This window comes from Streptomyces sp. NBC_00727, from assembly GCF_045161745.1.
Lineage (GTDB): Bacteria > Actinomycetota > Actinomycetes > Streptomycetales > Streptomycetaceae > Streptomyces.
In genome coordinates this window covers 3,934,706-3,948,364 of record NZ_CP108981.1, presented here as the reverse complement: position 1 = coordinate 3,948,364, position 13,659 = coordinate 3,934,706, and the positions used below count along the sequence as shown (strand labels likewise).

General features: G+C 71.9%; 13 protein-coding genes. 8 read left to right on the top strand and 5 right to left on the bottom strand.

What is annotated here, in order from left to right; genetic code table 11:
* Positions 1 to 61: 61 nt before the first annotated feature.
* From OG242_RS17675 to OG242_RS17660, 4 genes are all read left to right on the top strand, one after another.
* On the top strand, positions 62 to 955 hold the full coding sequence (locus tag OG242_RS17675) for an ROK family protein (protein ID WP_405901640.1): 894 nt from the start codon (positions 62 to 64) through the stop codon (positions 953 to 955).
* Positions 955 to 2,115, top strand: coding sequence for an N-acetylglucosamine-6-phosphate deacetylase (gene nagA, locus OG242_RS17670; protein WP_405899083.1), 1,161 nt, complete (start codon positions 955 to 957; stop codon positions 2,113 to 2,115). Before OG242_RS17675 ends, nagA begins: the two co-directional genes overlap by 1 nt.
* A gap of 161 nt (positions 2,116 to 2,276) precedes the next feature.
* A complete protein-coding gene (locus OG242_RS17665) occupies positions 2,277 to 3,224 on the top strand; it encodes a 1-phosphofructokinase family hexose kinase (protein ID WP_405899082.1) in 948 nt (315 codons plus the stop codon).
* Between the two features lie 81 nt (positions 3,225 to 3,305).
* Positions 3,306 to 4,157 carry a ketose-bisphosphate aldolase gene (locus tag OG242_RS17660; protein WP_405899081.1) on the top strand — a complete coding sequence of 284 codons (852 nt, stop codon included), beginning with the start codon at positions 3,306 to 3,308 and terminating at the stop codon, positions 4,155 to 4,157.
* Positions 4,158 to 4,224: 67 nt separating this feature from the next.
* Here OG242_RS17660 and OG242_RS17655 read toward each other — a convergent pair whose 3' ends face one another.
* Together OG242_RS17655 and cdgB are read right to left on the bottom strand one after the other, a co-directional pair.
* Entirely contained in the window at positions 4,225 to 5,205 is a 981-nt protein-coding gene (locus OG242_RS17655; RefSeq protein WP_405899080.1) for a carbohydrate-binding protein, read from the bottom strand.
* Between the two features lie 143 nt (positions 5,206 to 5,348).
* Entirely contained in the window at positions 5,349 to 6,974 is a 1,626-nt protein-coding gene (gene cdgB / locus OG242_RS17650; RefSeq protein WP_405899079.1) for a diguanylate cyclase CdgB, read from the bottom strand.
* 315 nt (positions 6,975 to 7,289) lie between these two features.
* Between cdgB and OG242_RS17645 the strand changes: the two genes are divergently transcribed.
* A complete protein-coding gene (locus OG242_RS17645; RefSeq protein WP_405899078.1) occupies positions 7,290 to 7,796 on the top strand; it encodes a flavin reductase family protein in 507 nt (168 codons plus the stop codon).
* 32 nt (positions 7,797 to 7,828) lie between these two features.
* On the opposite strand, the gene arfB is transcribed toward OG242_RS17645, so the two are convergent.
* Positions 7,829 to 8,263 (bottom strand): alternative ribosome rescue aminoacyl-tRNA hydrolase ArfB, encoded by a 435-nt coding sequence (gene arfB / locus OG242_RS17640; protein WP_164639828.1) that lies wholly within the window; start codon positions 8,261 to 8,263, stop codon positions 7,829 to 7,831.
* Positions 8,264 to 8,432: 169 nt separating this feature from the next.
* Here arfB and OG242_RS17635 point away from each other — a divergent pair, with 169 nt between their 5' ends.
* Positions 8,433 to 9,008 (top strand): TerD family protein, encoded by a 576-nt coding sequence (locus tag OG242_RS17635; RefSeq protein WP_328901429.1) that lies wholly within the window; start codon positions 8,433 to 8,435, stop codon positions 9,006 to 9,008.
* Positions 9,009 to 9,263: 255 nt separating this feature from the next.
* Positions 9,264 to 10,838, top strand: coding sequence for a M4 family metallopeptidase (locus OG242_RS17630; protein WP_405899077.1), 1,575 nt, complete (start codon positions 9,264 to 9,266; stop codon positions 10,836 to 10,838).
* Between the two features lie 30 nt (positions 10,839 to 10,868).
* On the opposite strand, the gene OG242_RS17625 is transcribed toward OG242_RS17630, so the two are convergent.
* Positions 10,869 to 12,293 carry a M1 family metallopeptidase gene (locus OG242_RS17625; RefSeq protein WP_405899076.1) on the bottom strand — a complete coding sequence of 475 codons (1,425 nt, stop codon included), beginning with the start codon at positions 12,291 to 12,293 and terminating at the stop codon, positions 10,869 to 10,871.
* A 162-nt stretch (positions 12,294 to 12,455) separates the two neighbouring features.
* Here OG242_RS17625 and OG242_RS17620 point away from each other — a divergent pair, with 162 nt between their 5' ends.
* Positions 12,456 to 12,953, top strand: coding sequence for a hypothetical protein (locus OG242_RS17620; RefSeq protein WP_405899075.1), 498 nt, complete (start codon positions 12,456 to 12,458; stop codon positions 12,951 to 12,953).
* A 15-nt stretch (positions 12,954 to 12,968) separates the two neighbouring features.
* Here OG242_RS17620 and OG242_RS17615 read toward each other — a convergent pair whose 3' ends face one another.
* Complete coding sequence (locus OG242_RS17615; RefSeq protein WP_405899074.1) at positions 12,969 to 13,649, bottom strand: pentapeptide repeat-containing protein; 681 nt, start codon at positions 13,647 to 13,649, stop codon at positions 12,969 to 12,971.
* Positions 13,650 to 13,659: the final 10 nt, after the last annotated feature.

Sequence of the window (13,659 nt, the reverse complement as noted above, 5' to 3'; positions counted from 1 at the left end):
CCCTCGGGCGAAACTGTTCCACGTGAAACACGTCATCGCCCTCGATGTGGGCGGCACCGGAATGAAGGCCGCACTGGTCGGGGCCGACGGCGCCCTGCTCCACGAGGCACGGCGCGCGACCGGCAGGGAGCGCGGCCCCGAAGCCGTCGTGGAGTCGATCCTGACCTTCGCCGCCGACCTGCGCGCGTACGGCGAGGAGCACTTCGGCGAGAGCGCCGTCGCGGCCGGAGTCGCGGTCCCCGGCATCGTCGACGCCGAGAAGGGGATCGCCGTCTACGCGGCGAACCTGGGCTGGCGCGACGTACCCATGCGGCAGCTGCTCGGCGAACGCCTCGGCGGCGTGCCCGTGGCGCTCGGCCACGACGTCCGCACCGGCGGCCTCGCCGAGGGCCGGATCGGCGCGGGCCAGGGCGCCGACCGCTTCCTCTTCATCCCGCTCGGCACCGGCATCGCCGGGGCCATCGGCATCGCCGGCGCGATCGAGGAGGGCGCCCACGGCTACGCGGGCGAGATCGGCCACATCGTCATCCGCCCGGACGGCCCCGACTGCGGCTGCGGCCAGCGCGGCTGCCTGGAGACCCTGGCCTCCGCCTCCGCCGTCAGCCGCGCCTGGGCGGCCGCGTCCGGCGACCCGGAGGCGGACGCCGCCGACTGCGCGAAGGCCGTCGAATCGGGCGACCCGAAGGCCGTCGAGGTCTGGCAGAACGCCGTGGACGCGCTCGCCGCCGGGCTCGTCACCGCGCTCACCCTGCTGGACCCGCGCACGCTCATCATCGGTGGCGGGCTCGCCGAGGCCGGGGAAACCTTGTTCACACCACTCCGTGCGGCCGTCGAGGAACGCGTCACGTTCCAGAAGCTGCCCCACATCGTCCCGGCGGCCCTCGGGGACACCGCCGGATGCCTGGGCGCAGGGCTGCTCGCCTGGGATCTACTCTCCACGGAGGTATCCGCCTGATGGCCGGACGCGCAGACAGCACCGTTCTCGCAGGGGCCCGGGTGGTACTGCCCACCGGCACCGTCGAGGACGGCCGGGTGATCGTCGAGGGCACCCGCATCGCCGGCGACGGGGCCGAGAACGCCCCGGTCCTGGACCTCTCCGGCCACTGGATCGTCCCCGGCTTCGTGGACATGCACAACCACGGCGGCGGCGGCGCGTCCTTCACCTCCGGCACCGTCGACGAGGTCCTCACCGGCGTCCGCACCCACCGCGAGCACGGCACCACCACCCTGGTCGCCTCCACGGTCACCGGCGAGATGGACTTCCTCGCCGAGCGCGCCGGCATCCTCTCCGAGCTCGTCGAACAGGGCGATCTCGCCGGCATCCACTTCGAGGGCCCCTTCATCTCCCCCTGCCGCAAGGGCGCCCACAGCGAGGCCCTGCTGCGCGACCCGGACCCGGCCGAGGTCCGCAAGCTGATGGACGCCGCACGCGGCACCGCGAAGATGTTCACCCTCGCCACCGAGCTGCCCGGCGGCATCGACTCCGTACGGCTGCTCGCCGAGCACGGTGTCATCGCGGCCATCGGCCACACCGACGCCACGTACGAGCAGACCGTCGAGGCGATCGACGCCGGTGCCACCGTCGCCACGCACCTCTACAACGCGATGCCGGCCATCGGCCACCGCGCGCCCGGCCCGATCGCCGCCCTCCTGGAGGACGAGCGGGTCACCGTCGAGCTGATCAACGACGGTACGCACCTGCACCCGGCCGCCCTCGGACTGGCCTACCACCACGCCGGCGCCGAACGCGTCGCCCTGATCACCGACGCCATGGACGCGGCCGGCTTCGGCGACGGCCGCTACCAGCTCGGCCCGCTCGCCGTGAACGTCGAGAACGGCGTCGCCCGCCTCGTCGAGGGCAACTCCATCGCGGGCTCCACGCTCACCCTGGACACCGCTTTCCACCGGGCCGTGACCATCGACCGCATCCCCGTCGAGGACGTGGTCCGGTCCATCTCCGCCAACCCGGCCCGCCTCCTCGGCGTGGACGACAGGGTCGGCTCGCTGGAGCCCGGCAAGGACGCCGACCTGGTAGTCCTCGACGCGGACTTCCGGCTCAAGGGCGTCATGCGCAAGGGCGAGTGGATCGTCCGGCCCGAGGCCGCGGCCGGCTGAAGTCCGCGCGGCGGGCTACGTAACGAAGAGACGGCGGTTGGTCCCCAGGTCTGGGCCGACCGCCCCCTCTTTGGCATGATCGCCTGGGAAACCAGCACGGAAAGCGCGTTCCGGCAAGGAATCAGCGCTCGGCACGGATCGAAAGCGAAGGGGCGGCCGCGGTGATCCTCACGGTCACGCTGAACACGGCACTCGACCTGACGTACGGCGTCCCCGCCCTCGTACCGCACTCCAGCCACCGGGTCACCGATCTCTCCGAGCGCCCCGGCGGCAAGGGCCTCAACGTCGCCCGCGTCCTCACCGCCCTCGGCCACGACACCGTCGTCACCGGCTTCGCCGGCGGCGCCACCGGGGCCGTCCTGCGCGACCTGCTCGCCGCGCTCCCCCGGCAGAAGGGCGCCCTCACCGACGCGCTCGTCCCCGTCGCCGGCGACACCCGCCGCACCCTCGCGGTCGTCGACGCCGCCACCGGCGACACCACCCAGTTCAACGAACCCGGACCGCACGTCGGCGCCGACGAGTGGACCGCCTTCCTCGACGCGTACGCCGGCCTCCTGGAGACCGCCGACGCCGTCGCCCTGTGCGGCAGCCTCCCGCCCGGCATCCACGTCGGCGCCTACGGCGAACTCGTCCGGCTCGCCCGCGCCGCCGGCGTCCCCGTCCTCCTGGACACCAGCGGCGAACCGCTGCGCCGGGGCATCGCCGCCCGCCCCGACCTGATCAAGCCGAACTCCGACGAGCTCGCCCAGCTCACCGGCTCCCGCGAGCCCCTGCGCGCCACCCGCGACGCCCGCCGCCGCGGCGCCCACGGCGTCATCGCCTCGCTCGGCCCGGACGGCATGCTCGCGGTCACCCCGGACGGCGTCTGGCGGGCCTCGCCGCCCGCCCCCGTCAAGGGCAACCCGACCGGAGCGGGCGACTCCGCGGTGGCCGGACTGCTCTCCGGACTCGTGGAGTCCCTGAGCTGGCCGGACCGGCTGCGCCGGGCGGTGGCACTGTCGACGGCGACCGTGCTGGCCCCCACCGCGGGCGACTTCGACCGCACGGCGTACGAGGAGCTGCTGCCGCGCGTGGCCGTCGAGGAACAAGGACCAGGAGCGGCGGCCTGAGAACCGCACCAGCAGCGGGGGCCCGCCCCCGCCCCGCACCGGGCCCGTCCGCCGGACCCGGGGAAACAACAGAGGTCAGCAATGCCGCTCGTCAGCACCGGTGAACTCGTCTCCGCAGCCCAGGCCCAGGGGCGCGGGATCGCCGCCTTCAACGTCATCACGCTGGAACACGCGGAGGCCATCGCCACCGGCGCCGAACGCGCCGGCGCCCCCGCCATCCTCCAGATCTCCGAGAACGCCGTGAGGTTCCACGGCGGCCGGCTCACCGCCATCGCCGCCGCGGCCGCCGCCGTCGCCCGCACGTCGAGCGCCCCGCTCGCCCTGCACCTCGACCACGTCGAGTCCGCCGACCTGCTCCACCGGGCCCACGACGAGGGCTTCGGCTCCGTCATGTTCGACGCCTCGAAGCTCGCTTACGAGGACAACGTCCGGGCCACCGCCGAGGCCGTCGCCTGGGGCCACGAGCGCGGCATCTGGATCGAGGCCGAACTCGGCAAGGTCGGCGGCAAGGAGGGCGAGGCCCCGCTCGACGCCCACGCCCCCGGCGTCCGCACCGACCCGGACGAGGCCGCCGCGTACGTCGCCGCCACCGGCGTGGACGCCCTCGCCGTCGCCGTCGGCTCCTCGCACGCCATGACCGAGCGCACCGCCGCCCTCGACCACGAGCTGATCGGCCGCCTCCGCGACGCCGTCCCCGTCCCGCTCGTCCTGCACGGCTCCAGCGGCGTCCCGGACGCCGAGATCCGCCAGGCCGTCGCCGCCTCCGGCATGGTCAAGATCAACGTCGGCACCGCTCTGAACACCGCGTTCACCGGAGCCGTCCGCGCCCACCTCGCCGAGAACACCACGGGCGTCGACCCCCGCAAGTACATCGCCCCCGGCCGCGAGGCCATGGCCGCGACCGTGGCCGGCTTCCTCGCCCTGATGGGCTGAGCTCGGCCCGCGAACGCCACGGCCCCCTCGCCCGGAGGCGAGGGGGCCGGAACGTGTGTGGCGCCGGTCAGCGGGTCTGGTGACCGGCCTTCAGCGACAGCTGGTCCAGGTTGGCGTCGCACTGATCGCCCTCGTTGCACGAGATCATCAGCGTGTTCTGGCCCTTGACGAGGTTGACGTAGGCGTACGTCGTCGTCCAGCCCTTCTCCAGATCGCCCTCGGGGGCGTTCGCGAAGTTCTTCATGTTGATGTCGCGCGGGTCCTCGGAGTTGACCGTCAGGGACGTCTTCGCGTCCTTGCCCGGCACGCCGTACGTCACGAACAGCGTGTACTCGCCGTCCTCCGGCACCTCGACCGTCCAGGTCGCCGAACGGCCCACCTCGTTGAGGTTGATGTACTGCCCGTTCGCGCTCTTGGCGCCCTTCACGGAGTTGTCGAGCTCCGCCGTGCCGCCCAGATGGAGCGAGGCCGCGTCCTGCTCCGGCAGCTCCGCCGGGGCCGAGGAGGACGGGGACGTCTCCGGCGTCGGGGACTGCTCGACCTGCTTGCCCGGACCCTCCGAGGACGTCGCCTCGGCCTTCTTGTCCTTGTCGCCGTCGTCCGTCATCAGCGCCGCGCCGATGCCGATGAGCACCACCGCGACCACCGCGACCGCGGCGATCAGCAGGCCCTTGGTGTTCGGACCGCCCCGGCCGGAACCGCCCGCACCGCCGCGCCCGCCCTGCTGCGGCACCTGCGAGGTGGCCGCGCCGCCGGGATACGTCTCCGGAGCGGCGTACTGCGGGCTGGGCTGACCGTACTGGCCCTGGGGCGCCTGCTGCGGGTACCCGTACGCCTGCTGCTGCGGCACCTGCTGCCCGTACTGGCGCTCGCCGACGGTCCGCACCTGGTTGTACGAGGTCCGGGGCACACCCGGCTGGGCGGCGGGCCCCGGGTAGCCGTAGCCGCCCTGACCCGGCGGCTGCGCACCGGCCGCCTGCCCGTCCTCGTAGAGGTAGCCGAACGGATCGTCGTCCTCGGGTGTGCTCGCGCCGTTGTTCCCGGCCATCCCTGGGTCACTCCTCACCATGTCGCCAGCCGTCGCCCAATGTCGCCGGCCGCCGCCGACCGGCCGAGCCTACCTCGAATGGACGATGTCAAGAATTGACACGGCCCCGGGCGGGAACCCGGACGGGGTCGCGCGGAAGAACGTCAGCCGGCCCTGCGGTGAACCTTCGACCGCGACCGCTTCTCGATGTACATCCGCTGGTCGGCGGAGCGCAGCACCTCTTCCGCGGTCATCCCGCAGGCCGCCCAGCCGATCCCGAAACTCGCCCCGACCCGCACCGCGCGCCCGTCCACCCGGATCGGCGGAATGATGGCGTTCCGCAGCCGAACGGCCAGGTCAGCCGCGTCCGCCGCGCCCAGCCCGTCCGCGAGGACGACGAATTCGTCACCCCCGAGCCGGGCGACGGTGTCCCCGTCCCGCACACACGTGGTGAGCCGGCGCGCCACCTCGATGAGAACCGCGTCACCCGTGTGGTGCCCGAAGCGGTCGTTGATGGACTTGAAGCCGTCCAGGTCGCAGAAGAGGACCGCCAGCCCCTTCGCACCGTCGTCCCGCGACGTGTCCGGCGCCACGGCGTGCACATGGTGGTCGAACGGGTGGGCACCCGGGTCCGGCGTGTAGTGGCCCCGCGGGTCGTCCCCGTACGCCGCGTCCAGCGCCTGCACGTCCGTGGTCGCCGCCGCGTCCGGCCGGGCGCACAGCCTGGCGCCGAGCCTGGCCCGCAGCTCCGCGCTGTTGGGCAGCCCGGTGAGCGCGTCGTGCGAGGCGCGGTGCGCGAGGTTCAGCTCGTGGCGCTTGCGCTCCTCGATGTCCTCGACGTGCGTCAGCAGGAACCGCGGTCCGTCCGCGGTGTCCGCGACGACGGAGTTGCGCAGCGACACCCACAGGTACGAGCCGTCCCGGCGGCCCAGGCGCAGCTCCGCCCGGCCGCCCTCGGCGGAGGTACGGAGCAGGGTGCCGATGTCCTCGGGGTGGACCAGGTCCGCGAAGGAGTAGCGGCGCAGCACCGACGCGGGGCGGCCCAGCAGCCGGCACAGCGCGTCGTTGGTCCGCAGCAGCCGCCCCTGCTGGTCGCCGCCCAGCTCGGCGATGGCCATGCCGCTGGGGGCGTACTCGAAGGCCTGGCGGAAGGATTCCTCACTGGCCCTGAGCGCCTGCTGTTCGCGCTCCAGCCGGACCAGGGCGCGCTGCATGTTGGCCCGGAGCCTGGCGTTGCTGATCGCGATGGCGGACTGCGAGGCGTACATGTGGAGCGCCTCGCGGCCCCAGGCGCCCGGGCGGCGTCCGTTGCGCGGCCGGTCGACGGATATGACGCCCAGGAGGTCCGAGCCGCCGCCGGAGGCGTACATCGGGGCGTAGAGCCGGTCCTGCGGGTGCCACTCGTCCTCGAAGCGGGGCTCGGGGCCCTCCGTGTGCCACTGGGGCACGTCGTCGTCGAGGAGGACCCAGCCCTCGGTGTGCGGTATGAACCGCAGCCCGTCCCACGCCTGGCCCATGGCGAGCCGGCGCTCCCAGGAGCCGCGGGAGCCGACCCGGCCGGTGATCAGGGCCTCGGCGGCGTGGTTCCCCGCCAGGGAGGCGACGACGAGATCGCCGTCGGGGCGGACGAGGTTGACGCAGGCGAGTTCGTACCCGAGGTTGGCGACGATCCCGTCGGCCACGGTCTGCAGGGTGTCGGCCAGGCTCCGTGCCGTGTTGAGATCGGCGACGGCCTGGTGCAGCTGCCGCATCGTCGCGAGACGGACGTAGGGCTCCGACTCGGCGTCCATCGCTCGCACTCCCCGAGACCTCGACAGCACTCCAGAATTCATATCGACGTACGTGACGTACTTACTGCAGTGTCACGGCAACTGAATCACAGCGAGCTGTGCACCCGGTACACAGGGTCAACAAATATCGCACTCTGTGACTCAAGTCACAAACGAGCACGGTGTGATCGGAGCAGGTCAGCGCCCCGGGGGTCCTAGGACCCGGCTGGTCCCCTGGCCCGATGCGGGGGCACGGGGCGCGCGACTAGCGTTCCCGGTGTGTTGCAGACGAAGCCCCCCACCCCGCGTACCGAGCCCGTCCCCCATGCTGAGGGGGTGAGCAACGAAGAGTTCCGGGCCGCGCTGTCCCGGCTGGCGGCCGGCGTGGTGCTGGTCACGGCCCAGGAGCCGCCGCTCGACGAGGGCGGACGCGGCGAGGACGTCGGGATGACCGCGACCGCCTTCATGTCGGTGTCGCTCGACCCGCCGCTGGTCATGGTGAGCCTGCGCAACGACTCCCGGATGGACGACCTGCTGGCGGAGCAGCCGCTGTGGGCGGTGTCCGTGCTGTCGGAGAGCCAGCGGCACATCGCCGGGCGGTTCGCCATGAAGGGCCGGATCAGCGACCGGCTGCTCTTCGAGGACATCCCGTACGTGCGCGGCGAGGTCACCGGCGCCCCGCTGGCGGGCGGCACGCTGGCGACGCTGGAGTGCCGCACGGAGCAGCGGGTGGTCGCGGGGGACCACACGCTGGTGATCGGCCGGGTGCTGAGTGCCCACGTCCCGAGCGGGGAGGGCGGGCCGCTGACGTACTTCCGGGGGAAGTACCGGCAGCTGGGCTGAGTCCGGGGGTGGCGGCCGTCTTTCGTGCCGCGTTACCAGTCGCGCCCCGAGCGGCCCCGCTTGGTGTCGCCGCGCTGCTTCTTCTCCCGCAGCCGGCGTTCGTTGATGCCGCGGGGCACCTTCCGCTTCACGCGCGGCCGGGGCGGCGGGGCCGACGCCTCCGCCAGCAGCGCCGCGAGGCGTACGGCGGCCGTCTCGCGGTTGCGCCACTGGGAGCGGTGCTCGGAGGACCGGACCGCGATCACGCCGTCGGTGAGCCGCCCGGCCAGCCGCTCCAGCGCGCGCTCCTTCCACACCTCGGGCAGCGCCTCGGTGGCCGCGAGGTCGAAGCGCAGCTCCACCTGGGAGTCGCTGGTGTTGACGTGCTGCCCGCCGGGCCCGGAGGACCGCGAGAAACGCCACATCAGCTCGGCCTCCGGCAGGGAGACCGAACCGCGGATGACATAGGGCCCGGACATGACACCCATGTTCCCCGCCCCACCAGGTGTTCGTCACCTCTTTTTGCCGCGCCCCGCCACCTCTTCGGCAAAGAAAGTAAAGGTGGGCGGAACCTCCTGGTCCCCTGTCGGCGTTATGACCTGTGACGGTAGCTTCGTGACCGCGAAGCCCGCACCCGACAGATGAAAGGGACTTCCCATGGCAGTAAGCCTGTCCAAGGGCGGCAACGTCTCCCTCACCAAGGAGGCCCCCGGCCTCACCGCCGTCACGGTCGGCCTCGGCTGGGACGTCCGTACCACCACCGGCACCGACTTCGACCTCGACGCCTCGGCGATCGCGGTCAACACGGGCGGCAAGGTCTACTCCGACGGCCACTTCGTCTTCTTCAACAACAAGGCGACGCCGGACCAGACCATCGTGCACACCGGTGACAACCTCACGGGTGCCGGAGAAGGCGACGACGAGCAGATCAACGTCAACCTGGCGGGTCTGCCGGCCGACGTCGACAAGATCGTCTTCCCGGTCTCGATCTACGACGCCGAGACCCGCAGCCAGAACTTCGGCCAGGTGCGGAACGCCTACATCCGCATCCTCAACCAGGCCGGCGGCGCCGAGATCGCCCGCTACGACCTGAGCGAGGACGCCGCCACCGAGACCGCCATGGTCTTCGGCGAGCTGTACCGCAACGGCGCGGAGTGGAAGTTCCGCGCCGTGGGCCAGGGCTATGCCTCCGGCCTGCGCGGCATCGCCCAGGACTTCGGCGTCACCCTCTGACGCCTGGTCCCTGACGTCCCGTACGTCGACCTCACGGGAGCCCCCGGCCGAACGTCCTGCGGCCGGGGGCTCCCGTATGTCCGCACACCCGGTCTAGGCCGGTCGGGGCCCGCCGAATAGCGGACATGACAGAACCTCAGTCGAACAGAACTGGTCAAGGAAATGTGAGGTAATTGTTCGTACACCGTCAATGACGGTCATCCGATGGCAAGCTCCCCGCTCGTAACCCCCCACGGAACGAGCAACGGAGTTTGCATGACCCCCCACATGAACACCCGTCGCGCCGCAGCCCTGGCCGCCGTGGCCGCGATGGTCGTCGTCGGAGTGCAGACCGGTTCGGCGAACGCCCACCCGAACACCCCCGGCGACGCCCCCTCCGTCTCCGCCACTCCCGCCTTCAGCAGCGCCTCGGCCCGCTCGACCGCCATCAAGTCCGCCCAGTCCGACGCCTCCTCCACGGCCACCGCGCTCAAGCTCGGCGGCAAGGAGAAGCTGATCGCCCGTGACGTGATCAAGGACGCGAACGGCACCGTCCACACCCGCTACGAGCGCACCTACGACGGACTGCCCGTCCTCGGCGGCGACCTCGTCACCCACACCGCCGCCAACGGCAAGCTCAAGAGCGTCACCAAGGCCACCACCGCCCGCATATCCGTGCCGTCCACCACGCCGAAGATCAAGACGGCGGCGAGCGCCCGCAAGGTGATCTGGGCCGGCGGCTCCACCCCCGTCCTCGCCCTGGAGTCCGTGAAGACCGGCGTCCAGAAGGACGGCACCCCCAGCCGCAAGCGCGTCATCACCGACGCCACCACCGGCAAGGTCCTGCGGAGCTACGAGGAGATCGAGACCGCCGGCGTCGGCAACAGCCAGTACAGCGGCAAGGTCGACCTCACCACCACCGCGTCGGGCTCCGGCTTCGAACTGACCGACGGCGACCGCGGCGGCCACAAGACGTACGACCTGAACCAGGGCGAGAGCGGCACCGGCGACCTCGTCACCGACGACGACGACACCTGGGGCGACAGCACCGGCAACGACCGCCAGACCGCCGCCGTCGACGCCCACTACGGCGCCGCGAAGACCTGGGACTTCTACAAGTCCGCCTTCGGCCGCGACGGCATCGCGGGCGACGGCAAGGCCGCGTACTCCCGCGTCCACTACGGCGACGCGTACGTCAACGCCTTCTGGGACGACAGCTGCTTCTGCATGACGTACGGCGACGGCGCCGACAACAAGAGCGCCCTCACCGCCCTCGACGTCGCCGGTCACGAGATGAGCCACGGCCTCACCTCGTCCACCGCCAACCTCAACTACTCCGGCGAGTCCGGCGGCCTCAACGAGGCCACCAGCGACATCCTTGGCACCTCCGTCGAGTTCTCCGCCGACAACTCCACCGACGTCGGCGACTACCTCATCGGCGAGCAGATCGACATCAACGGCGACGGCAGCCCGCTGCGCTACATGGACAAGCCCAGCAAGGACGGCGGCTCGGCCGACTACTGGGACAGCGGCGTCGGCGGCCTCGACGTCCACTACTCCTCCGGCGTCGCCAACCACTTCTTCTACCTGCTGTCCGAGGGCAGCGGCGCCAAGACCGTCAACGGCGTCGACTACGACTCCCCGACCTCCGACGGCTCCACCGTCACCGGCATCGGCCGGGACAAGGCCGTCCAGATCTGGTACAAGGCCCTCTCCGAGTACATGACCTCCACCACCGACTACGCGGACGCCCGCACCGCCACCGAGAAGGCGGCGACCGACCTCTACGGCGCCGACAGCGCCGAGCTCAAGGCCGTCGACGCGGCCTGGAGCGGCGTCAACGTGAAGTAACCCGTACGCGGGAGCAGAAGCGGGAGCCGGTCAGCCGTCCGCGGCGGGCCGGCTCCCGCCGTACAGCCACGCCTTCCACAACCCCGACAGGTCCTGGCCCGTCTCCTCCTCCACGTACGCCGTGAAGTCCGCCGTCGACGCGTTGCGGTGCCGGTACTTCTCCGTCCAGCCCTGCAGCAGCGCGAAGAACTCCTCGTCGTCGTCCACCGCCTCACGGATCTTGTGGATCACCATCGCCCCGCGCCCGTACACCGGCTCGTCCGAGATCCGGGCGGCGGACGGCGGATCGGCGGGCGGGAACGCCCAGTTGTCCCCGTCCTCGTAGGCGTCCTCGAACGACTCCTCGGCCGGGGTGTCGTTCTTCTCCTCCTCCCACAGCCACTCCGCGTATGTCGCCATGCCCTCGTTCAGCCACATGTCGCGCCAGCTCTCCGGCGTGACCGAGTCGCCGAACCACTGGTGCGCCATCTCGTGGACGAGCAGCCCGACGCTCGGCGGGCCGGGGAAGAACGGCCGGTTCTGCGTCTCCAGCGCGTACCCGGCGTCGTCCTCGCGGTCCACGATCGCGCCCGTCGCGGAGAACGGATACGGACCGAAGTGCTCCGCCTCCCACGCCACGACCTCCGGCACCCGGCCGACCGTCCGCGCACTCTCCTCCGCCACCTCGGGGTCCACCGCCGTGAACACCGTGATGCCGCCCGGCATCGTCGACGTCCTGGTCTCGAACCGCCCGACGGCCAGCGTCGCGAGATAGCTCGCCATCGGCTCGGCGGTGTGCCAGCGGAAGGTCGTGCGGCCCTTCTCTGTGACCGGCGGGCCCGCCATCACGCCGTTGGAGACCGCCGTCAGCCCCTTCGGGACGGTGACCGTCAGGTCGTACGCGGCCTTGTCGCCCGGGTGGTGATTGCCCGGGAACCACGCCATCGACCCGGTCGGCTCACCGAGCGCCAGCGCCCCGTCGTCCGTCGGCAGCCAGCCCTCCTCGGACTCGTCCGGGTCCGTGACGGTCTTCGGGGAGCCGGAGTAGTGGACGACCGTACGGAACGTCTCGCCCTTGCGCAGCCGGTCCTCGACCTTCGCGTCCGTACGCAGCGTCAGCTCGCTGCCCGCCCGGTTCACGGTGGCCGGACGCCCCTCCACGGTCGCCGAGTCCACGGTCAGCCCGGCCAGGTCCAGATTGAACGAGCTCAGGTCCTGCGTGGCCCGCGCGGTGATCTCGGCCGTCCCGCGCAGCGTCTGCTCGTCCGGGTCGACGTCGAGCGTGAGGGCGTAGTGCGTGACGTCGTAGCCGCCGTTGCCCAGCTTCGGGAAGTACGGATCGCGCACGCCGGACGCGCCCGGCGTGCCCTCGACCCCGCCCGTGCAGCCGGGCGCGAGAAGCGCGAGGGCGAGCAGCGGGAGGGCGGCGCGGGCCACCCCTGGGGCCCTACGGCATACGCGGGTTCGACAATCCACACCGATGATCCTATGTGTGGAATGTCGTGATCCGGGTGTGGTCCGCCGCCCCCGGAGCATCGCGATGCCCAGCGGCCGTTCACCCGCCGCCAGGCGCACCGGAGGCGTCCTGCCCGCGAGAGCGACGACCGCGGGACACGCCGGGCATGACACCATCGAACCGTGCTCGACATCGGCTACTCCCTCTCCCGCCGCTTCCCCGACCCCCCGCAGACCGACTACCGCCGCGCGGACGTCCACGCGCTGCGCCACGACCTGTTCTCCGGGGACGTCTACCTCGCGGACACCAAGGCGGACCGCGAAGTATCCACAGCCTGGGGATGGGTACCCGTGCTCGACTTCGCCTGGGCCCTCTGCGACATCGTCGAACAGATCGACCAGGACCCGCGCGGCAGCCGCTCGCACCGCCGCCAACAGGCCGAACTCGACTTCACCGAGTCCACCGACCGCATGCTCTTCGAACGCCGCTTCGGCTGGGTCGACATCGAAGCGGACTGGATGGACCCCGAGGAACCGCCCCTCACCTTCAGCCACTCCCTGCTGCGCCGCGAGGCCCGCGACTTCCTGCACGACCTGATCGCCGACCTCGCCGACATGCACGAAGGCCTCGCCGACAACCCCGCCGTCTGGGACCTCCAGGCCCGCTTCCCCCGCCTCTGACCGGACGCCGGAGTCTCACGCCTCCACCCGCACCCCGATCTGCGCCGCGAACGCCGGAGCCAGCTCCATCAGCTGCACCGGACTGATCACCGCACCCGCCAAGCGCTCCACACCCCGCGCGATGTCCAGCTCCGCGGCCCCCCGCAGATCCACCGCCTCCATCCGCACCGCACTGAAGTCCGCCCGCTTCAGCACGCAGTCCCGGAACTCCACCCGCGTCAGCCGCGCACCCCCGAAATCCGGCTCCGCCAGCACACAGCCCTCGAACACGACATCCGTCAGCCGGGCCTCCCGCAGATTCAGGTAGTCGATCTTCCCGCCCCGCACCAGCACCCGCTCCAGCACGGCACCGTGCAACTGCACCCCGCCCAGGCGCGCGTCCACCACCTCCACGTCCCGCAGCGACGCCTCCGCCAGATCGGTGCCCACGCCCCGTACGCCCGTCAGTACCGAATCGATGAACCGCGCCCGGACCAGCTCCGCCCGGTCCAGCGCGCACCCCTCCAGCACACAGTCCATGAACCGCGCACCCCGCCCCGACGCGTCCGCCAGATCGACGGACCCCCCGAACCGCACCCCGTCGTAATCCCCGTCCGGCTCCAGCCCGCCGCCCTCGAACTCCACCAGCGGCGGCAGCCGCACCTCCGGCCGCCGCGCCGCCGCCACACCACTCTTCCGACCACCACTGCGCACCATGCCCCCATCG